A 19,827-nucleotide genomic window follows, 5' to 3' on the forward strand; every position below is an offset into this window, starting at 1 on the left:
TTAAATTTTAAAAGTCAAGAATATACTACTTTTATAAAATCCATCTTCTTCATCTTCTCCAGCTATGAGTATATCTGATGGCTTTTTGTCTATGCTAAATAATAAACTTTCAAAATCTTCTTTTATGTTTCTTAATTTTTGATACTTTTTACTATATATAATAAGGGATATTTCTATTTCTTTTACTAATAATTTATTATCAATACTTAAAACAATTTCTTCATTGCTTATTTCATAAACTATGAAATTTTCTTTGTTATTTATAGTAGCTTTTATAGGATAAATATCTAATTTTAATTCATTTTCTAAATTTTGCAAAAAGCGGACTAAAAATTCTTTGTGCATTTTCATTTAAAACCCTATTTTTTTCAATTCTTTTTCTAATTCGTTTTGGACTAAAATGTCTGCTTTTGGTTCTATTTTTTTTATAGCATTTTCCATAGTTTTATATCCTTTTACAAAACTTGTTTTGCCTTTTTTGTTTTTTCCTCCTCTATGCCAAAATCCATGCTCTAAAAAATGTGCATAATAAGCGCTAGAAAAATATTCTAATTTGTTTTTCCTTTCATTCTTTTTTTCTAAAGTCCATTTTTTAAAACCTTTTAGTTTTTCATATCTTTTTTGACTTACTTTTTTCTTTTTAAATACAACAGCAGCTGCTCTATAAACACCTTTTTCTAAATTTCTACTTGTAACAGATCTAACACTTGATCTTAAAAGACCGCTTTCTTTAGGTGCTGTTTTTTTATAAAGCTTAGTAATTTCCTTGCTTACACTCATAGCTCCTTTTCTAGCAGCTTTTGATAATGATGAATTACTTAGCGTGTTTAAATCTTTCATTAATTCTACGAGACCTTCTAATTCTATTTTTTCCAAACCTCATCCTTTAGTTCATTTAATTTTCCTAAATTTAATGCTACAAAATGCTCATTTCCATTGGTAATTGGGTTCATTTCCTCTAATGCTCTAACCTCGTTAATACTCATAACTCCATTATTTAAAGCTTTTGTATAGCTTTCCCATCTTGAAGCGCTATCAGCTCTTAAAATAGCATTGATGTTAAATTTAAAATAATATTTTCCCCATTCGCTTTTAGTAAGCAAAAAGCGATTAAATGCTTGTTCTATTTTTGTAGTAAGAGGCGTGATTGTTTGAACCATGTAGTTTGTTTCTTGTTGTTCTATATTAGAAAATGTTGCTCTAGAAAGATCTCCTAGCTTATGCGGTGGTATATTAAATAATCTTGCAATTTCTATAATCTGAAATTGCTTGCTTTCTATAAATTGACTATCTTTATTTGCACTTGTAGTTTGAGTAAATGTAGAACCACTTTCTAAAATGGATATGTTATAAGCTTTCTTTTGACTATAATTTTCTTTAAATGATTTTTTCAATCTATCATATGCTTGATCACTAAGCTCATTTGGAACAGTAATAACACCACTTGTAAAAGCACCATTTTGAAAAAAGCTAAGTCCATGTTGCTCTATGGCTGTAGCTAACTTTGCTGTGGTTTTACTTTTTCTTAAAGGTGCTATTCCATTGACACCATCTTTTGTATGATATGGAACATTGACCATTTCATCATAACTTAAAACAACACTGCCATTACTAGAGTATGCACTATAAAAGTATTTTCCACTTTGTTTAAACAGCAAAATATCTTTGTTTTGTATAAGTTCTATGGAGAAAATTTGTCCATTTCTTCTTCGCATAGGATATAAAAAGCCATTTCCATAAATTAGCATTTGCACCATAAAAGCCTCTATAAGTGTAAATGGTGTCATGGTTTCATTTGGTGCAATTTTTATAAGATCAAACAAAGGATGATTAGTGGCTAATACAGAGCCATTTTTTTCTTTTTTGTATAAATTTAGTGGTAAAGAAGCTATGGTTTCGCTTATGTTTGATATAGCTGCAATTACAGCCGAAAGCTCATCAGAATTTACCTTTTCTTCTGAAAGGAACTCTAAGGCATGATAATCTTGATTTCTTTTTTGTGTTTTAAAAAATGATTTTATTTTATCTAACATTCAAAACCTCGTTTTTCTAAGTATTTTAAAAAAACTTTGAGGCGTTAGAATGCGTATTTGGTATAAAAGCAAAAAATAATTTTGATAATATATGGTAAATATTTAATAGGAATAGACAATGAATAAGATTGATAATATTGCAAATTTTTTAGATAGCAACTCTAAAAAATGTTTGGCTATAAATGGGTCTTGGGGTATAGGTAAAACTCATCTATGGAAACAAGTTGAAGAAAAAATAAATGCAGATAAAAAAGTTGTTTATATCGATCTTTTTGGTAAAGAAAGTTATAAGCAAATATTAGAAGAAATAGTTTTTAAATTATATGGAACTTATAATTCTATTACAGAAAAAGCTTCCAATATTGTAAGCAAGCTTATAGAAAAAGCAAGTTGTGAGTTTATAAAAATAGAACCTAATGCTATTTTTTCTTTTGCTAAAAAAGATGATTTTAATAATATTATTGTATGTTTTGATAACATAGAAAGAAGAACTGATAATCTTTCTTTGAAAGAAATTTTAGGACTTGTAAATTTACTTAAAGAAGAAAAAGAATGCAATGTTGTTGTGATTTTTCATGAGGAAGAATTAAAAGAACAAGATAGCAATCTGGCTAAAAACAATAAAGAAAAACAGACTAAACAATACAATAGTAAAAACTGGTATCGAATATACAAAGAGAAGGTTATTGATTGTGAAATAACCATAAAAGACAATGATGAAGTAGCAAAGGCAATTATCAAAGATAAAGTAAATAAATATACTAAAATTACAGATGAGATAAGAAATATTATTGAAAATATTATTTTCGAAAGATATAAAGAACAATGTAATGGAAATCTAAGATTATTATATCATGCCTTAGAGCATATAGATTATTTTAACACGCAATGTTTTTTATTGTTTTGTAAGTATGATAATAAAAAAACATTTTCAGATGCTCTAAAATTAAGTTATAAATCATTAATATCTAAAACTAAAAAATATCTTTCTATTACAATAGAAAAAAATGAATTTTCCTCAAACTACCATCTTTATGAACAATACCTAAAAAATATGTTTTATTTAAGTAAAGAAGAAAAATATCAACTAAGACGCGATTTTTATCAAACTTTAAAAATTGATCTTTATTATAAACTTCAAAACTGCAAGATAGAATATTTAGTAGGTAATTTAAACGATGAGCAATTCGTAAAAGATATTGAAAATTCACTTTTAAAAATAGATTTTTATTCAAAAAATGGAATGACACACTTTCCTTATGGTTTTTATCAAATTTTACTTTCAACCTACACACAAATTACAAATAAAAAATTAAGCAACATAGAAGAAAAAATCAATAAACACTATATAAAAGCTCTTGTTATGGAAGAATTAGAATTTGATTTTCGCGATGATTATAAATCAGATAAAGATCTTTTAAAATTATTAAAAGATGAAAAATGGAAGCGTTATTATGAAGATACCAAAGAAAAATACAAAACAGGCAAGTATGAAAATATTAATGCTTTTATTAATAGCTATGAAAATATAGAAAGTAGTTTTTATCCTGAAGCGATTAAGCAATATAATTTTTTTAAAAGAGAAGAATTGGTACAGCTATTTAAAAATAATAACGATTTTTGTAAGAAATTTTTTAATCATTTTTCTATGAATATGGTTGCAAGTCATAAATTTGATGATGATTTAAATAATAATTTATTTCAAGCTTATTTAGATTTTTTAGATTTAGATGAAAATAAAATAAAAAAAAGTGTTGTTTTAGAATATATAAATTCACAAAATAGTGTATTAAGAAAGCTACTAATAGAATAATTTATAGCTTTCAAAATAAAATCTTTTCATTGCTTTTTGTAATTTTTTGTTAAATTCTTTTAAATTAAAATAAAAGGATTTAATATGCAAATGCAAGAAGTAATTGAGAAGTTAAAAGATATACTTGCAAGTGAAGGTAAGCGTGAATTAAAAACAAAAGATATAGCTAAAGAATTAGGTATCCACCCAGACACTTTTAATTCTATGAAATTTAGAAACTCCATTCCCTATGCACACATTTTAAACTTCTTAGAAAAAAGAAACATTAGTATTAATTACTTCTTTTATGGAAGCTCTCCAAAAGATCAATTAGAATGTGAATACAAATATAAAATTTTAAAACTATATAAAACCAATGCTAGTTTAGGTGGAGGTGGGATTAATGATATTTTAGATTTTGAAAACATATTAATAGATCAAAAGATATTAGATTTTTTTAAAACAAAAGATTGTGAGCTTATTACTTGCTATGGTGAGAGTATGGAACCAATTATCAAAGATAAAAGTATTTGTGTAATAGATAGAAATAAAACTTTTAAAAACAAAAGTATTTGTGTAATTAATACTAAAGATGGACTTTTTATCAAACAAGTTTTAAAACAAGATAATGGAGTAATTTTACACTCTTTAAACCATTTATATAAAGACATATTTTATAAAAATGGAGATTTTTTATTAGTTGGAGTGGTAGTTGGAGAGTTTTCTAAAATCTAACAGCACACAATAAGCTTTGCCAAGCTATTGTGTGTGTAATCAACAAAAGGAGAAAAAATGAAAGAGATTAAAAACTATACTGATAAAGAATTAAAAGAAAAAATTATGCAAGATTTAGAAGATGAATTTAAGATTTTACATAAAAGACTATCAAAAGAAAAAGATTATCTAGCAAGAGATAATATTTTAGAGCTTATGAGCATTTATAATATGGGTATAAACTCTTATTCTATTGCAAAAATACTTAAAATGAATGAAGATAAAACCATTATACAAGTGCCTTTATTTGAAAGATACATAATTGGTAGAAAATTTGTAGTTCAATACAATGATAAAAAACAAAGATATGAATTAAAAAGCACTTTTTGTGAATTTTAAGGGGTTAAAAATGAGTATAAAATATCCAAATATAAAAGTTAAATTAATCGGAGAAGATGGTAATGCTTTTTCAATTTTAGCTAGAGTTGATAGTGCTTTGAAAAAAGCTAAAATACACAAAAATATTAGAGATGAGTTTTTTAAAGAAGCTACAAGTAAAGACTATAATCATTTATTAAATGTAGTATCAAGTTGGGTTAAAACAATATAGCTTACAACAGCACACATTCAGCATTACCAAGCTATTGTAGTCTTAATAAAACAAAAGGATATAAAATGTCAAGAATACAAAATAATATAAAACAAGGTTATACAAGAGATTTTATAAGAGCAATTTGCAATAGTGATAATGATGCTGTATTAGAGTATCTTCAAAATGGTGTGAGTGCTACAAAAGAAGCTATGGGAACACTACCAATAATTTATGCTATTAATCACAATAATTTTGGAGCTATTTTGCTCTTATTAAAATACGGAGCTACTTTAGAGAAAGATTATTTAGAGTATGGGGTAAAATCTAATAAAGAAGCTTTAGAATTTTTAACCATTTTGCTTAAATAATAAATTATTTTAGAGAATATAAATATTCTCTAAAATAATTAAAAGTTCATTATCAAAACCTCCTTACTTTCTTTTCTTTTTAAAACATTGTTATTTAAAGAATATCTTATCTTTAATTCTTTGATATTAAAGCCTTTATAAAGCTCTCTTACAAGCTCACAGTCATTATAAGAAAGCATAAATTTACCCTTGATATTTTTTAGCAATTCATTTAATAGTTTATGTTCTTTTATTCCAAAACCATTAGTGTTTTTATAATAGTTCTCAGTTCCCACATAAGGTGGATCTAAATAAAATAAAGCCTCATTGTAATCATATTCTTTTAAAATATATTCAAAGCTTTTATTTTCAATGCTAGTATGCTTAAGCCTTTGTGTGTGTAAGCTAAAATCTCTAAGTAATCTTTTTGGCGCTCTTTGCTTACTCATAGCAAATTGTCCCATACTTGATCCAAAAGAAGTGCTTATAAGATAAAAATAAAAAGCAGCTCTTTCTATATCATTTTTTGGTTTTAATTCTTTATTTTTTATCATTGCAAATATCTTTCTACTTACAAATAAAGAATTTAATACATTATTTAAACTTTGAGGTTTGTTTCTTATGCAAAGGTGTAAATTGATAAGCTCGTTATTTATATCATTAATAACTTCTATTTTTGATGGGCTTTTTTGATAAAAAACACTTAAAGCTCCACCAAAGACTTCTATATAAGTTTTATGCTCTGGCATTAAAGCAATGATTTCTTTAGCTAAATAGTTTTTACCACCAACCCAAGCAAAAGCAGCTTTTAGTTTGGTTTGTGTAGGTTTAATTAATGGGCTAGTTTTTAGAAATTTGTTTATAGTGTTCATAACAAATTCCTTTTAAAATAAAATTTAATTAGCTAGCTTCTAAAAAGAAGGTTATAATGCTTTTGCTAGTTTTTAGAAAGGAGAGCTTATGGCTTTCCTAAACCTTACAAGCTCCTAATACCCCGTTTTTCATAAATACTTTCTTGTGGTTTTGCAAAGGTATTTTTGGTTGCTATAGCAGTTACTAAAGCTGAAATTGCATCTATTCTTTCGCTTGATTTTTTCTTATCAGGTTTTATATTTTCCCTTGCATCTTTATCTATTACCAAATTATTATTACACCATCTAAAAATAGGATTTGCATTATGGTTTATAGTTTGTTTTAATACTCTTATTTGATACTCTTTTAGCGGTTCGCTTATACTTGCAAAACCTTGTCTAATTTGTACGCATTCTAAGTTTTCTTCACTAAGTTTTTTGGCTACTTCAGTGCTATTCCAAGGATCATAACCTATCATTTTGATATTAAGTGTTTTACTAAAACAAATAATATCTTCTATCAACATATCATAATCTACACTATTACCTGGTGTTAAAGTCAAATACCCAAGCCTAGCCCATTCTAAATATGGAACCTTATCTCTTCTACTTCTTTGCTCAGCACATAGTCTAGGAGCATAAAATTTAAAGTCAACATGTAAAATTTTATCAATTTCGCAGATTATAGCTAGTGCAGTCAAATCTGTCGTAGCTGAAAGGTCTATTCCCATAAAAACATCAGAAGTTAAATTTATTTTTCCAAGATTACACTTCATAAAATCATCATCTTTTACAAAAGCACCAGCATTTGAAGTCCATATATTTAAATGCTTTGTCTTAAAACTAACCTCATCATTTGCATTTGATTTTGCTTTTTCATAATACTCTCTTAATTTTTCTATCTTAACTCCATACCCTAAAGCAGGATTTACTTTTGCCCACACTTTTTCATCATGCCAATCATCATTTTCACTTGGTTCGTAAATTTTAGAGTATGTAGAGGGATCATTTATAATACCACAAGCAACCTTTTTACAATAATCATATTGTTTTTTCATCTCTGAATTTTGATTATAACCTGCTGTGGATATTACTATGCAAAGAGAATTAGAACGACTTGCTGTTCCTTCTTCTAAAACCTTGTATAATTTTCCATCTTTTGCAGCATGAAGCTCATCGTAAATAAAAACATAAGGTCTTAATCCATCTTTAGTTTCGCTAGTGGCTGTCAAAACCTTTATAAAATCTTCAAATTTTGTATTTTTTTTACGGATTTCCCTATAAGTCTTGTATTGATAGCATATATCATTTAAGTGCCTTTCTTGACTTATCATAGATGAAGCTGCATTAAAAACTAATTTTGCTTGTTCAGTTTCATTTGCCGCACAATATATTTTCTTTCCTTTTTCTTTATCTACAAAAAGAAAATAAAGTAAAATAGCTCCTATAAGCTCTGTTTTGCCATTTTTTCGCGGAATAAATAATAAGGCATAAGAATATCTCCTAGCATTTTTTTCTTTTGAATATGTGGCGATAATATCTATTATAAATTCTATTTGAAAGTTTAAAAGAACAAATGGCTTTCCTGCTAATTCTCCATCGGTATGTTTTAATAAAGACACAAAAACAACTGCGTTTAAAGCTATTTTTGTATCTATATAAAATGGAGAATTTTGAAATTCTTCGTTTTTTGCTTTTATATATTTTTTAGCATAATTTAAAATATCTTCCCTAGATCTTAACTTAATATCATTCATCTTCTTTCCCCAATAAAACGTCAAAAGGAGAGCTTTCTTTTTGCTCTTTTGGATTTACCCTTGTTCTACTTGGAGCACCGATACCTAAAATTTTTGCTAAGCCTACTACATTTTTAGTTAAAGAGTTAAAAGCAACTAGCTCAGGAGTGATAATCTGCGTTCCTTTATCGCTTGTGGTGCAAAAACCTTTTTTCTCCACCTCTTTACTTGAACATTCCAATAAGATAAGATTTTTAGCATATACTTTAATAATATCATCTTCAAGATCATCATAAATTCCTAAATTAATCAAGTCATTTTTTACTTTTTGAGCCAATTCTTGCTCTATTGCTTGAAAATTTAAGCTACTTTTACTTATTTCTTCATCTTTAACCATTTGCTTGTTTTTTGGTTTTTCTTTTATAATGCTTTCGTCTATAAAAAGTGCTATTTCATTTTGCTTTGAGTTATGGTGATTGTCATCTTGTCTTTTTTTAGCTAACTTTAATATTTCTTCTTTTGGATAAGGTTTAGCTTTTCCTCTTAAAACCTTGACTCCATTTTTCTTTAAATATCTACTCAAATACTCTTTAGAATTAATATTTAGTATTTGCAAAACCTCATCACAACTCAAAAATTCTTTTTGCATTAACACCTTTCTTTTTAGTGATTTTATACAAAATATAAGGCGTTAAAGTGCGTATTAGTTAATTAGATACTAAATATAAAGAAACATACAAAAGAAATTAAAACATAAGCCCCAATTATTCATATTTTAAGCTCAGTGTTTATTGGTTAATTAGTTAGTCAATTACGCACGCAATAAAAAAATAGCTCACATTTTTTCACGACTAACCGGTCGGTGACTAGGACATCGGCTTTATAGAGATTTGGCCCCCTACCCCTTTTAATTCTTCTTTGGTTTTTTTATTGTGACAAGTCATACATAAACTTTGTAAATTTGTTACATTTAGTTTTTCTCCACCTTGTCTTATAGGGATAACATGATCAACAATCTTTGCAAATCTTCCACATTTAAAACAAAATGGATTATCATTAATAAAACTAAAACGCAATCTCTTCCACTCTACACTATGATAAAAACTAGAGCTATCTCTATCTCTTTTGAAAGCATCATAGTGTTTATTTTGATTTCTAACGGTTGTTATCTTACACTCAGAACACTTACTCAAATGAGAGAGTATCTTCTTTCCACATTTGCAAAATTTATACGTATTCATCTTTTATAAAAAACCTATTTCAGTTTTCTTTGTAAGCGATACTTTGAATTCATATTCAAAATCATCATAAGCCTTAATAGCATAACAACTATAGCCGGCTTCAATTATCTTCATAAACCAATCAGGGAGTAAAATAAAGAAATTTCCACCAACTCTTTTAACTTTAAAACCACTTTTAATATCATTAACATTTCTATGAAAATTATCATATAATCCAAGATTATTGATGAAAATCTTTGCAGGTACAGCATTGTTAATTATTTCATTTTTAAACATTTTTCTACTCTTATAAAATTAAAGCAAAAAAATAAGTGAAGTTCCTTATTTTGTATTTTATCATATTTTCACACAAAAATAAAAAATACATAAGTTTGGAATGTTATTTGCTCTTACTAAGATACCAAACAGCAAAAAGTACTTATATCTTTTCTCCGCAATAAACAACCAAATAAAAGCTATTGTCCTTATTTAACACAGAGGTTTTAATCGGAGCATTAGCTAACGTCGTATTAATTTTAATCGGAAATATAAAAAATATACTAATATTGACTTTAATCGGATTAAAAGAAACCATTGCTATACATATATTAAATTGTAAAGTAATGGGTTAATTAGTGGGTTACTAATAAAATAAAATATATTTAAAAATAGATATTAAATGAGATTTTTTAGTAGCTGACCTCGGGCACCATTTGTTTTTTACTCTCAAGTGTTATTTTTCAAATTATCAAGGAAGGAAAAATTGTTTTTATTGATGAATTAGATTCTTCAATAAGTACTTTGGCGCTAATACTTATATTTAACAATCTTATTAATACAGAGGAAAATCATAATGGACAATTAATTGTTTCATCTCATAATGTTTTATTATTTGATGTTAGTTTTTTAAATTCACAACAAATATTTTTAATTCAAAAAGATCAACACCTAGAGAGTAAGATAAGAACATATTATGATTACGATATTAGAAGCGAAAAGAAAAAAGCATATATTGATTATTTAAAAGGGCTTTATGATGAATAAAAAAACAAAGCCCAGTATACAGATTTGGTGCGAAGGTAAAACAGAAGAAGATTATTTTAATTCCCTTTTTAAATATCTAAATTATGATAATGTTAAAATAGATGTAAAAAATTTAAAAAATAATAATTCGTATAAAAATATTCTTTATGGAATAGAAAAAGCACTTTATATTGATAAGCTTATTATTGTAATGGATCTAGATAGAGCAAAGCACGATACTAATGAGTTGAAAAATTTAGAAAAACTTATAAAACATATAAAAAAATCACAAGACAAGTATTTATTTCTTACTCTTGATGATTTTGAAGATTGGCTTAGATTTCATTTTGTAGATAATAGTAAAAATAACAAAACAAATTTTTATAGAAATTTAGGATATAGCGATAATAAGAATTTTAAATCATCTACTAACGATTTATATTCTCAAATATTAAATAAAGGTGTATGTATAGAAAATGCTGAAAAGTATTTTTGTAATATCGCTGTTTTTTGCAATAAGCAGTGTGAGATTGATAAAATTCGCTAAATAATCAAATTCAAAGTAATTTATATTATTTTAGAAAATTATTAGAACAATATAATGGTGCTTAAAATATATTAAATATCTACTTCTTTCTTTTATATTGTAATTATATGTAGATTAATCAATAATATTTAAAATTAGTTTTTTCTTTAGCTAAATCAATCTAAATATTTATGAGTAAGTTTTATTTTGTCTTATTTTTACAATTTTGGCTTAATTCATATAATTGATCTTCCTCAAAGCCATCATTTATTCCTGCCTCAGCAAGCTCTAACTGTTCTTTGTTAATTTCTTCATCATCTTTAAAAGCTTCAAAACTTTTTATCCATAAGGCTTTTCTCTGTTTTATGTATTCTTCGTTTTTAAACATATCTATCCTTTTGATTTATTGTTTAATTTTGCTTGTTTTAATTTTCTAAGATAATTTCAAAAGTAGTTTCGCTTTTACTCACTAAAACTCTTAATCTAACAATATAAAGAATGTATCAAAAATATCAACAAAACAACTATGAATATAATGGAAAGTGATAAAAGCTAGATCTTTGGAAATATTATAATTAAAAAAATAATATTGTATTTTTAAAGTTGATTGAGTAATATATTAATTTAATAATTTATATAACAATCAAAAAAAGGAACTAAAATGGGACAATACATTATATTAGCTTTTGCGATAGTGGTTGCTATATTTGTTACTTTTTATGACTTTGATGAAGATAAAAAAATCGATAATAATAAAAATTAATTGATTTTTGATTCTTTATCATTAGAATTCATATCCTTTAGTTTTTATTTTTTATTATAAGATAATAATTAAAATAAAAATTTTAAAAGCATTATTTATAAAAACACCTGTAAAAACAATCTTAAACTCAATTAAATTAATCAGCATAGAATTGTTTATAAATGAACTTTATATTACAAAATGAATAATAACAATCTTTATATCCTGATTAAAAGTTGTTAATTTAATAGCAAGTTATTCTATAATTAATATTTATAAAGTTTTATTTTTGAAAAAAAGACTTTATAAAGGACTTTTATGTGTAAAAAATACGCTTAAAAAGCACTTAAAATAAACTTTATAAAGGACAAAAATGCAGAATATAAAAACCCTTTCAAAATACTATAAAATAGGCATTTAAAAGCATTAAAAAACTTGATTTTTTTGCAAATTTTAGTATAATTTAATACTAAATATAAAGGAATTTAAATGTCAAGTGAAGTTAGGTTAGAGAACATAAAAAGATTACAAAAAATTGCAAATGAAATTGATTTAATTGATCAGCAAATCAAAGATGAAAATGTATTAAAAACATTGCACGATGAAAATGCACAAAGATTTATTTTTGTTTCTCTAATTAAAATCAGTGAAAGCTTTAAAAAAATTAAAGAAAGTGCTGATGATGAAATCTTATCTTTATTTGACAAAAAAGATTTAAAAAGAATAAATGATACTAGAAATTTTGCAGCTCACGATAATGAAGAAATTAGATTAAGTGCTGTTGCTAATGTAATTAAGTATGATTTATTTAGAATCAAAAGAAGTATAAATATACATATAGCAAAATTAGAAATAAATGAAAAACAAGAAGTTGAGATTATGGAAAAAGTAGTAAGAAAAAAAGGTTTAAGCTTAAATGCAAAAATAATTATAGCATTGTTAGTTTCTATTGTTTTAGCTTTGTCTTTATTGTTGAGTATGGTAGATATTTCACAAAATATGAAAATAGATAATAAAAATGTTGAATTTATATTATTTATAACTGGCGGTATAACATTATCGTTTTTAATTTATTTTTTTAGAGGGCGTATAAATTCAACGAATATAGATGACATTTCTACTTTTACGAAAGAAAAAATTTATATCTTAAAAAAAGCATGATGATTCGCACGATGAATATACTAGTGCGGCTTATTCTTACTTGCCACAAAATGTTCATTATGATGATAGACACTAGAATATCTATATAGATATCTAGTAAATTATATACTAGTTAAAGCCAAATAAGATTTTGAATTTATAGTTCTCAAGACTAATTCTTAATCAAAACGACTATAATATTATATCTAAGATATTCCTATTTATATTTTTTACTAGGAATGTGATAAAACTTAAAAATTATAAAAATAAAATTAAAAAGTTAAGAAGATTGCAAATATACTTTTATGAAGCTTTAGTAATTTTTGGCAAATATCAAAAACAATATCGCTTTTTTACACATTTTAACAATAAAATACAATTATATGTTTGCTTAATAAATCATATGATAATCTTGAGAATCATTTATATAAAGCAAATATTTTTGTACTAAATTTTTAGCTGATTTTATTTACCTCTAAAAGTATTTTGTCATCTTTTTCTTTAAAAGTATAAATTAAATCATCACTTTTATAAGAAATTTCTTTTTTACAAGTTTTATCTTTAACTTTTTCTTTTAAGATATCTGGTAAATGCTTTTTAATGAGTAATTTCATGGGAATACCCATACCATGTTCTAAATTTTTAATAAATTTTCCATCAACATCTTTATAATCAATACCATATAAACAAGTATCAAATTTCATGTTTGTTAGTAAATTATAAAATAATTCTTTATTTTGATAAGGTGAACGATTGTCTATTTTACTATGATAAGAAATATATTTTGGTTTAGGATATAAACTTTGAGTTTTTAAATGCTCCTTATTTAAAATTTCTCTTATAAGTTTTCTTGCTGGTGAAAAATATCTCGGAGATTGTTTATTGGAAGTCCAATGAGTTTTATCACTTAAATATAAAAAAATATTTTTAAATATTATATTATCATAAGTACCATGATATCTAGTAAAATCAATTTCTTTACCAAAACCTATTAATCTCCAAATATCTCCAAAAAAGTTTATAAAAGAAGAGTTATCTATCACAACATCAATATTCCAGGGAGTTATTTTAGCACATAAATTTGCTAAATAACCTCCATAAGAATCTCCAATTAAAATATTCTTCATACCCCCCCCCATAATCTTAAAAGGTGGATTTTTATTAATATATAAAAGAGCATTTAATATATCTGTTGCTTGCATGATTCCAAAATTTTGATATTCGTTTTTTGTAGGTTTATAGCTTACATGCGCCGGTAATTTGTAATTTTGTTGAATTTTTGATTCATTTTTTAAATAAGTTAATAGATTATCTATATAAAGAAATACTTCATTCATCTCATCAAATGAAGTAATATTATAAATATTATAAGGTATGTTTAAATTTATAGCTTTTAAATTTGTTTCCAAAATTAATTTATCTATGTCATCTAAACCAACATCACAACCAAGTTGAGGACGATTTCCTATACAATGATAATTTACATTAATAACAGCAACTTTATATTGTTTTGCACAATAATCATCGACATAAAGATAAGAATTCATATCCGCCGCACCTCCAGCTATCATACAAACCACAGCTTCTATTTCTTTTTCATCATCATAAGTTAATCTAAATTCAAGCTTACTTTCTCTTTTTATATTAAGTTCTACATCATCACAAGAATCTATGAAATAAGTTTTATTGATTAACACTATTTTCCTTTAATTTGCACTTTTGTACAATTTCTTTAATATCAGCATTAGAAATTACAAAACCTGTATGATAAAGCAAGCAACTTCCTACATCAAGAACTTTTAATACAAGTTTTTTGTTATTAGTATCTTTTGGATTATGTCTTGTATTAGCTAAAGAATAAATTTCATACACCATATCTTTGCTAAGCTTATTTATATCAAGTTCTATGATATTTTCCTCAAATTTCATAGGTTCTTGAGTATATTCTTTATCAGAATTTTTATTAGCAATTTTTTTTCTTTTAGTAATGGATTTAATTTCATTTTGTTTGACTTCTTCTAAAGTATAAATCTCATTTAAATTGAAACTTAAATCACTTTCATTGTTTTTATATCTAAGCAAAAACGCAAAAACCTCATCTTGATTCTCCTTAAATATATTCTCTATTTTTTCAACTTGAGCTTCAAAAATGATAACTTCAAAAGAAGAATAAAGATCTAAAATTATAGCTTTTGCATATCTTTTTCCACCCCTACTCATCATAGATTTAAAATCTTCAATTTTTCCTATAGATAAAATTTCACCCTCATTTTTTAGTTCTTCAAAATCAACACTCTTATAGTATTCAATTCCTTGCATTTGTGAAGCAAATTTATCTAAAGGATGACCAGATACATAAATTCCAAGCATTTCTTTTTCATAACCAAGTTTTTCCATAAGTTCAAATTCATTTTTAGTTTCACGAATTTCTACTTTAATGTCTCCTGCAATTTCATCTTCTCCAAACAATGAAGCAGTAGAATTTCTTTTAATTTCTGCAATTTTTTTACTCGTTTCACTTATAAGCTCAAGATTATCAATCAAACATTTTCTAGTATATTTAAATTCATCAAAAGCCCCAGCTTTTATTAAACTTTCAATAGTCTTTTTGTTAATCTTACTAGGATCAATCAAACTCACGAAATGATTAAAATCACTAAATCCATTATCACTACGCACAGCTATAATATTTTCAATCGCAGGAATTCCCACACTTTTAATAGCTCCAAGTCCATAAATAATAGCCTCTGAACCATCTTCGAGCTTAGTAGCGCTAAATTCTCTTTGAGCTTTATTTATATTTGGTGGCAAAAGCTTAATATTCATTCTTTTCATTTCTTCAATATATTTTGCAACCTTATCTACATTATTTTCCTCACTTGTCAAAAGTGCAGCCATAAATTCACTTGGATAATAAGTCTTCAAATATGCTGTTTGAAAGGTAATAAGCGCATAAGCAGCAGAATGAGATTTATTAAAACCATATTCAGCAAATTTCAAAATCAGTTCAAACAAATCATCAGCTTTTTTCTCGTCATAGCCTTGTTTTTTTGCACCTTCTAAATACTCTGCTTTAAGATTATCTAAAATTTCTCTTTTTTTCTTACCCATAGCACGGCGCACATTATCAGCTCCACCTAAAGAAAAACCCCCGATTTTTTGTACTATTTGCATAACTTGTTCTTGATAAACTATAACTCCATAAGTGTTTTCAAGTATAGGTTTTAAGTCATCAAATGCGTAAGTAGCAGCTTTTCTGCCGTGTTTAATTTCTATAAAATCATCTACCATTCCACTATCTAAAGGACCTGGTCTAAATAAAGCTAAAACCGCTATTAAGTCTTCAAATCTTTCAGGTTTCAGTCTAGAATTTAAACTTTGCATACCACTTGATTCTATTTGAAAAATTCCTAAAGTATTACCACTTTGTATTGTTTTATATACTTTAGGATCATTTACATCAATTTTTTCCCAAATAACATCTTTGTTATATCTTTTTTTTATAAGTTTGATGGCACTATCAACAACCGTTAATGTTTTAAGTCCTAAAAAGTCAAATTTTATCAAATCCACATCTTCAAGATATTCTTTAGAATACTGCGTTACTAGATGTCTTTCATCATTTTTACTTTGTCTAAAAAGTGGAGCTTTATTCCACAAAGCCTCATTAGATATTACCACTCCAGCTGCATGCATACCTGCATTTCTATTTAACCCCTCTAAAGCTTTTGCAAAATCCCATACTTGATGTCCTTTTGGATGAGAATTAATAAATTCAGCTATTTTTGGTTCTTGCTCATAGGCTTTTTCTAATGTAATCTTAAGTTCTTCAGGTATTAATTTAGCCAAAGCATCAGCATCAGGAATACTCATATCACAAACTCTTGCTACATCACGAATAACTCCTTTTGCTAAAAGCTTACCAAAAGTGATAACTTGAGCTACTTTTTCAGCTCCATATTTATCAATGACATAATCAATCACCTCACCTCTTCTATCTTGACAAAAATCCACATCAATATCTGGCATAGAAACACGCTCAGGATTTAAAAATCTTTCAAAAAGAAGATTATAAGGTATAGGATCTAAATCTGTAATTTTTAAACAATAAGAAACTAAACTTCCAGCAGCACTTCCTCTTCCTGGTCCAACGGGTATATCTTTATCTTTAGCTGCGATGATAAAATCATGAACTATGAGCATATAGCCTGAAAATTTCATATTTTTAATAATATTAATCTCTAATTCAAGTCTAGCTTTATACTCTTCATGCTTGTTTTCATCTATAAATTGAAGTCTTTCTTCTAAACCTTTTTTACAAAGGTATTCAAAAACTATATCATCATTTTCAAAGCTAAATTCTTTATCTTCTACTAAATTTAAACTATATTTTTTAGCATATTCTCTTGTAAATTTAAAATTTGGTGGAGTTGGATCTCCTAATTTTAATTCTAAATTACATTTATTAGCTATTTCTTGAGTATTTTCAATAGCTTCAGGAATATCTGCAAAAAGCTCACTCATTTGCTCAGGAGTTTTAACATAAAATTCATGAACTTCGTGTCTTAAACGTCCAGGATCATCTAGCTTAACTCCCATAGCAATACACATAAAAACTTCGTGCGCAGCAGCTCTTTCTTTAAAAGTGTAATGCGTATCATTTGTAGCTATAATTTTTATATCAAGTTCTTTGGAAAGCTTAATAATAGATTCATCTATAAATTTTTGATCATCTATACCATGACGCATAATCTCAAGATAAAAATCATCTCCAAAAACTTTCTTATACCACATAGCAGCTTCTTTAGCACCTTCATAACCCTTAGCACCAAATTTAATATTTCTTTCATTTTTAGTATTTAAATGCCAATTAATCTCTCCTTGCAAACAAGCTGAAGAACAAATCAACCCTTCGCAATGTTCTTCTAATATTTTTTTATTGATTCTTGGATAATAGTACAAACCATGTATATAACTTTGAGAACTCAAAAACATCAAATTTTTATAACCAATTTCATTTTTAGCATACAAACATAGGTGGAAACGCTGTCTTGAGCTTTTATCATTTAGTTCATCATGATTATGTAAATAAGCTTCAAGCCCTATAATAGGTTTAATACCTTCAGCTTTCATAGTTTTATAAAAATCAATAGCACCAAACATATTCCCATGGTCAGTCATAGCAACACTTGTAGCTCCTTGACCTTTTAAAGTTTTAGCTAATTCTTTAAGCTTATTTGCCCCATCAAGTAAAGAGTATTCAGTATGCAAATGTAAATGTGTAAATTGGCTCATATAATTACCTTATATTTTTTTGTAATTATAAAAAAAATGTATAAATTTAAAATATAAAAAATGTATAATATAGTACTTTTTAAAAAAGGAGACATTATGGAAGTAAAAATTTATTTTTGTAATCTTTGAAATTACAGACCACAAGCTGCAAGGGTTGCAGAAGAAATACAAAATGAATTCAAAGATGCACAAATTTCTCAAATAGAAAAAAGCGGCGGACATTTTATCGTTGAGATAAATGGCACAGTAATTTATTCAAAAAAAGATTTATTTAATTGCGAGGTGGACAGATTTCCTCATGAGGGAGAAATTGTTAAACTTATAAAAACAATGTAATTTCATAACCCTCATTTTGAGGGTTTATTTTGTCAAAGGTACAAGCATTCCCTCATAAAGTTTTTCGTAAATTTCAAATGAACAAAGGTGTTTAACAAGCTCTAATCCAAATAGTATAGCCGTAGCTGGACCTGCTGAAGTAATTACATTTTCATTCACAACAACAGCTTTTGAAATTCTAGTACCATCAATGCCAACTTCGCAACCAGGATAACAAGAAAATTCTCCTTTTATTACTCCTGCTTTTGCCAATACGATTGGTGAAGCACAAATTGCTGCCACTATTTTTTTATTTGTATAAAGATCTTTAATAATTTGAATAATTTTTTCATTATTTTTAAGATTTGTCATACCTTCAAAACCACCTGCCATAGCAATTGCGTCTAAAGATATACTTTCAATTTCTTCTAGTTTTTTCTCAGCTTGAATACAAATTCCATTTGCGCCTTTAACCAAAAGTTCATCATCTAAAGAAGCTACAATAACTTCTAAATTCCCACTCATTTGTCCTGCTCTTTTTAAAACATCTACTATACCTATAAATTCAGCTTCTTCAAAACCTTTAGCTAAAGGTGCTAACACTTTTTTACTCATTTTTTATCCTTTTTAATCAATAAATCTCTTACTTAAATCATTAAAATAATCTATACGTCTATCACGCAAAAATGGCCACCATCTTCGTACATTTTCACATCTTTTCATATCTATTTCAACTACTTGACAAATTTCGTCACTTGAATTTGCCATAAAAAGTTTTTCTCCTTGAGCTCCAAAAACAAAGGAATTTCCCCAAAATCTTATACCTTCTTCTACTCCACTTTCATCTTTTTCAAAACCCACTCTATTAATTGCTACCACTGGAAGACCATTAGCTATAGCATGACCTCTTTGTACCCCTATCCAAGCATCTAATTGCCTTTGTTTTTCATCCTCACTATCTTTATCAAACCAACCAATAGCTGTTGGATAAATTAAAATTTGAGCTCCTTTTAAAGCCATTATTCTAGCAGCTTCAGGATACCACTGATCCCAACAAATCAAAACCCCAAGTTTTCCAACACTCGTATGTATAGGTTCAAAACCTAAATCTCCAGGAGTAAAATAAAATTTTTCATAAAAACAAGGATCATCAGGTATATGCATTTTACGATACTTACCAGCAATACTACCATCTTTTTCAAAAACCACACTAGTATTATGATAAAGTCCAGCACTTCTTTTTTCAAATAAAGAACTAACTAAAACCACATTATTTTTTCTAGCTACATTGGACCAAAATTCAATATCTTTTTCATATTCATTTGCTAAATCAAAAAAATCAACATTCTCGCTTTGACAAAAATATTGTGTTTGATGAAGCTCTTGTAAACAAACAAGTTCAGCGTTTTGCATACTTGCTTGCTTTATAAGCTCACAAGTTTTTTCTATTGTATTTTTTTTATTTTGTTGAAATTTATGTTGTATCAAAGCTACTTTCATT

At 26.5% G+C, this 19,827-nt stretch carries 22 protein-coding genes; 9 read left to right on the forward strand and 13 right to left on the reverse strand.

The window, feature by feature from the left end; translation table 11 throughout:
• The 3 genes from CINS_RS04190 to CINS_RS04200 are packed head-to-tail and all read right to left on the reverse strand — an operon-like array spanning position 1 to position 2,033.
• Entirely contained in the window at positions 1–351 is a 351-nt protein-coding gene (locus CINS_RS04190; protein WP_052251969.1) for a hypothetical protein, read from the reverse strand.
• Positions 352–876: a hypothetical protein gene (locus CINS_RS04195; protein WP_084593986.1), complete on the reverse strand. Its 525-nt coding sequence runs from the start codon at positions 874–876 to the stop codon at positions 352–354.
• A complete protein-coding gene (locus tag CINS_RS04200) occupies positions 864–2,033 on the reverse strand; it encodes a phage portal protein (RefSeq protein WP_039650120.1) in 1,170 nt (389 codons plus the stop codon). Before CINS_RS04200 ends, CINS_RS04195 begins: the two co-directional genes overlap by 13 nt.
• Before the next feature lie 118 nt (positions 2,034–2,151).
• On the opposite strand from CINS_RS04200, the gene CINS_RS04205 reads away from it, so the two are divergent.
• The 5 genes from CINS_RS04205 (at position 2,152) to CINS_RS04225 (ending at position 5,499) form a co-directional block, all read left to right on the forward strand.
• Positions 2,152–3,846 carry a KAP family P-loop domain protein gene (locus CINS_RS04205; protein ID WP_052251970.1) on the forward strand — a complete coding sequence of 565 codons (1,695 nt, stop codon included), beginning with the start codon at positions 2,152–2,154 and terminating at the stop codon, positions 3,844–3,846.
• An 84-nt stretch (positions 3,847–3,930) separates the two neighbouring features.
• The gene (locus CINS_RS04210; RefSeq protein ID WP_039650122.1) at positions 3,931–4,560 is read left to right on the forward strand and encodes a S24 family peptidase; all 630 of its coding nucleotides are present in this window, start codon (positions 3,931–3,933) and stop codon (positions 4,558–4,560) included.
• 57 nt (positions 4,561–4,617) lie between these two features.
• Positions 4,618–4,938 carry a hypothetical protein gene (locus tag CINS_RS04215; RefSeq protein ID WP_039650124.1) on the forward strand — a complete coding sequence of 107 codons (321 nt, stop codon included), beginning with the start codon at positions 4,618–4,620 and terminating at the stop codon, positions 4,936–4,938.
• Between the two features lie 16 nt (positions 4,939–4,954).
• Entirely contained in the window at positions 4,955–5,149 is a 195-nt protein-coding gene (locus CINS_RS04220; protein ID WP_039651386.1) for a hypothetical protein, read from the forward strand.
• A 65-nt stretch (positions 5,150–5,214) separates the two neighbouring features.
• The gene (locus tag CINS_RS04225; RefSeq protein WP_039650126.1) at positions 5,215–5,499 is read left to right on the forward strand and encodes a hypothetical protein; all 285 of its coding nucleotides are present in this window, start codon (positions 5,215–5,217) and stop codon (positions 5,497–5,499) included.
• A 38-nt stretch (positions 5,500–5,537) separates the two neighbouring features.
• On the opposite strand, the gene CINS_RS04230 is transcribed toward CINS_RS04225, so the two are convergent.
• From CINS_RS04230 to CINS_RS04250, 5 genes are all read right to left on the reverse strand, one after another.
• Complete coding sequence (locus tag CINS_RS04230; RefSeq protein ID WP_039650128.1) at positions 5,538–6,350, reverse strand: DNA adenine methylase; 813 nt, start codon at positions 6,348–6,350, stop codon at positions 5,538–5,540.
• Positions 6,351–6,454: 104 nt separating this feature from the next.
• Entirely contained in the window at positions 6,455–8,086 is a 1,632-nt protein-coding gene (locus tag CINS_RS04235) for a terminase large subunit (RefSeq protein ID WP_039650130.1), read from the reverse strand.
• Positions 8,079–8,714 carry a P27 family phage terminase small subunit gene (locus CINS_RS04240; RefSeq protein WP_039650132.1) on the reverse strand — a complete coding sequence of 212 codons (636 nt, stop codon included), beginning with the start codon at positions 8,712–8,714 and terminating at the stop codon, positions 8,079–8,081. The genes CINS_RS04235 and CINS_RS04240 overlap by 8 nt, the downstream gene beginning before the upstream one ends.
• Before the next feature lie 217 nt (positions 8,715–8,931).
• Positions 8,932–9,306, reverse strand: a complete 375-nt coding sequence (locus CINS_RS04245; protein ID WP_039650134.1) for an HNH endonuclease — start codon at positions 9,304–9,306, stop codon at positions 8,932–8,934.
• A gap of 3 nt (positions 9,307–9,309) precedes the next feature.
• Positions 9,310–9,582, reverse strand: coding sequence for a hypothetical protein (locus CINS_RS04250; protein WP_039650136.1), 273 nt, complete (start codon positions 9,580–9,582; stop codon positions 9,310–9,312).
• 504 nt (positions 9,583–10,086) lie between these two features.
• Between CINS_RS04250 and CINS_RS04255 the strand changes: the two genes are divergently transcribed.
• Positions 10,087–10,329: an AAA family ATPase gene (locus CINS_RS04255; protein ID WP_039650138.1), complete on the forward strand. Its 243-nt coding sequence runs from the start codon at positions 10,087–10,089 to the stop codon at positions 10,327–10,329.
• Complete coding sequence (locus CINS_RS04260) at positions 10,322–10,855, forward strand: RloB domain-containing protein (RefSeq protein ID WP_170161464.1); 534 nt, start codon at positions 10,322–10,324, stop codon at positions 10,853–10,855. The genes CINS_RS04255 and CINS_RS04260 overlap by 8 nt, the downstream gene beginning before the upstream one ends.
• A gap of 181 nt (positions 10,856–11,036) precedes the next feature.
• On the opposite strand, the gene CINS_RS04265 is transcribed toward CINS_RS04260, so the two are convergent.
• Positions 11,037–11,222: a hypothetical protein gene (locus CINS_RS04265; RefSeq protein ID WP_039650140.1), complete on the reverse strand. Its 186-nt coding sequence runs from the start codon at positions 11,220–11,222 to the stop codon at positions 11,037–11,039.
• A gap of 843 nt (positions 11,223–12,065) precedes the next feature.
• On the opposite strand from CINS_RS04265, the gene CINS_RS07635 reads away from it, so the two are divergent.
• The gene (locus CINS_RS07635) at positions 12,066–12,737 is read left to right on the forward strand and encodes a HepT-like ribonuclease domain-containing protein (RefSeq protein ID WP_052251971.1); all 672 of its coding nucleotides are present in this window, start codon (positions 12,066–12,068) and stop codon (positions 12,735–12,737) included.
• Positions 12,738–13,171: 434 nt separating this feature from the next.
• Here the strand turns inward: CINS_RS07635 and CINS_RS04275 are convergent, their stop codons facing one another.
• Both CINS_RS04275 and dnaE read right to left on the reverse strand, forming a co-directional pair.
• A complete protein-coding gene (locus CINS_RS04275; RefSeq protein WP_039650142.1) occupies positions 13,172–14,413 on the reverse strand; it encodes a DUF2920 family protein in 1,242 nt (413 codons plus the stop codon).
• Positions 14,400–18,011, reverse strand: a complete 3,612-nt coding sequence (gene dnaE / locus CINS_RS04280; RefSeq protein WP_039650144.1) for a DNA polymerase III subunit alpha — start codon at positions 18,009–18,011, stop codon at positions 14,400–14,402. The genes CINS_RS04275 and dnaE overlap by 14 nt, the downstream gene beginning before the upstream one ends.
• Positions 18,012–18,107: 96 nt before the next feature.
• Here dnaE and CINS_RS07985 point away from each other — a divergent pair, with 96 nt between their 5' ends.
• Complete coding sequence (locus CINS_RS07985; RefSeq protein WP_257719617.1) at positions 18,108–18,347, forward strand: SelT/SelW/SelH family (seleno)protein; 240 nt, start codon at positions 18,108–18,110, stop codon at positions 18,345–18,347.
• 24 nt (positions 18,348–18,371) lie between these two features.
• Here the strand turns inward: CINS_RS07985 and CINS_RS04285 are convergent, their stop codons facing one another.
• Both CINS_RS04285 and CINS_RS04290 read right to left on the reverse strand, forming a co-directional pair.
• The gene (locus tag CINS_RS04285) at positions 18,372–18,941 is read right to left on the reverse strand and encodes a 4-methyl-5(beta-hydroxyethyl)-thiazole monophosphate synthesis protein (protein WP_039650146.1); all 570 of its coding nucleotides are present in this window, start codon (positions 18,939–18,941) and stop codon (positions 18,372–18,374) included.
• A gap of 12 nt (positions 18,942–18,953) precedes the next feature.
• Complete coding sequence (locus CINS_RS04290; protein WP_039650148.1) at positions 18,954–19,826, reverse strand: N-carbamoylputrescine amidohydrolase; 873 nt, start codon at positions 19,824–19,826, stop codon at positions 18,954–18,956.
• Between the last annotated feature and the right edge of the window lies 1 nt (position 19,827).

This window comes from Campylobacter insulaenigrae NCTC 12927, from assembly GCF_000816185.1.
GTDB lineage: Bacteria > Campylobacterota > Campylobacteria > Campylobacterales > Campylobacteraceae > Campylobacter_D > Campylobacter_D insulaenigrae.

What these genes read in the sequence shown, in the direction of transcription:
- CINS_RS04260 (WP_170161464.1), top strand. Translation starts at nt 10,322, where the DNA reads ATGAATAAAAAAACAAAGCCCAGTATACAGATTTGGTGCGAAGGTAAA.
- CINS_RS07635 (WP_052251971.1), top strand. Translation starts at nt 12,066, where the DNA reads ATGTCAAGTGAAGTTAGGTTAGAGAACATAAAAAGATTACAAAAAATT.
- CINS_RS04190 (WP_052251969.1), bottom strand. Translation starts at nt 351, where the DNA reads ATGAAAATGCACAAAGAATTTTTAGTCCGCTTTTTGCAAAATTTAGAA.
- dnaE (WP_039650144.1), bottom strand. Translation starts at nt 18,011, where the DNA reads ATGAGCCAATTTACACATTTACATTTGCATACTGAATACTCTTTACTT.
- CINS_RS04245 (WP_039650134.1), bottom strand. Translation starts at nt 9,306, where the DNA reads ATGAATACGTATAAATTTTGCAAATGTGGAAAGAAGATACTCTCTCAT.
- CINS_RS04235 (WP_039650130.1), bottom strand. Translation starts at nt 8,086, where the DNA reads ATGAATGATATTAAGTTAAGATCTAGGGAAGATATTTTAAATTATGCT.
- CINS_RS04230 (WP_039650128.1), bottom strand. Translation starts at nt 6,350, where the DNA reads ATGAACACTATAAACAAATTTCTAAAAACTAGCCCATTAATTAAACCT.
- CINS_RS04240 (WP_039650132.1), bottom strand. Translation starts at nt 8,714, where the DNA reads ATGCAAAAAGAATTTTTGAGTTGTGATGAGGTTTTGCAAATACTAAAT.
- CINS_RS04225 (WP_039650126.1), top strand. Translation starts at nt 5,215, where the DNA reads ATGTCAAGAATACAAAATAATATAAAACAAGGTTATACAAGAGATTTT.
- CINS_RS04200 (WP_039650120.1), bottom strand. Translation starts at nt 2,033, where the DNA reads ATGTTAGATAAAATAAAATCATTTTTTAAAACACAAAAAAGAAATCAA.
- CINS_RS04285 (WP_039650146.1), bottom strand. Translation starts at nt 18,941, where the DNA reads ATGAGTAAAAAAGTGTTAGCACCTTTAGCTAAAGGTTTTGAAGAAGCT.
- CINS_RS04205 (WP_052251970.1), top strand. Translation starts at nt 2,152, where the DNA reads ATGAATAAGATTGATAATATTGCAAATTTTTTAGATAGCAACTCTAAA.
- CINS_RS04290 (WP_039650148.1), bottom strand. Translation starts at nt 19,826, where the DNA reads ATGAAAGTAGCTTTGATACAACATAAATTTCAACAAAATAAAAAAAAT.
- CINS_RS04210 (WP_039650122.1), top strand. Translation starts at nt 3,931, where the DNA reads ATGCAAATGCAAGAAGTAATTGAGAAGTTAAAAGATATACTTGCAAGT.
- CINS_RS04250 (WP_039650136.1), bottom strand. Translation starts at nt 9,582, where the DNA reads ATGTTTAAAAATGAAATAATTAACAATGCTGTACCTGCAAAGATTTTC.
- CINS_RS04265 (WP_039650140.1), bottom strand. Translation starts at nt 11,222, where the DNA reads ATGTTTAAAAACGAAGAATACATAAAACAGAGAAAAGCCTTATGGATA.
- CINS_RS04215 (WP_039650124.1), top strand. Translation starts at nt 4,618, where the DNA reads ATGAAAGAGATTAAAAACTATACTGATAAAGAATTAAAAGAAAAAATT.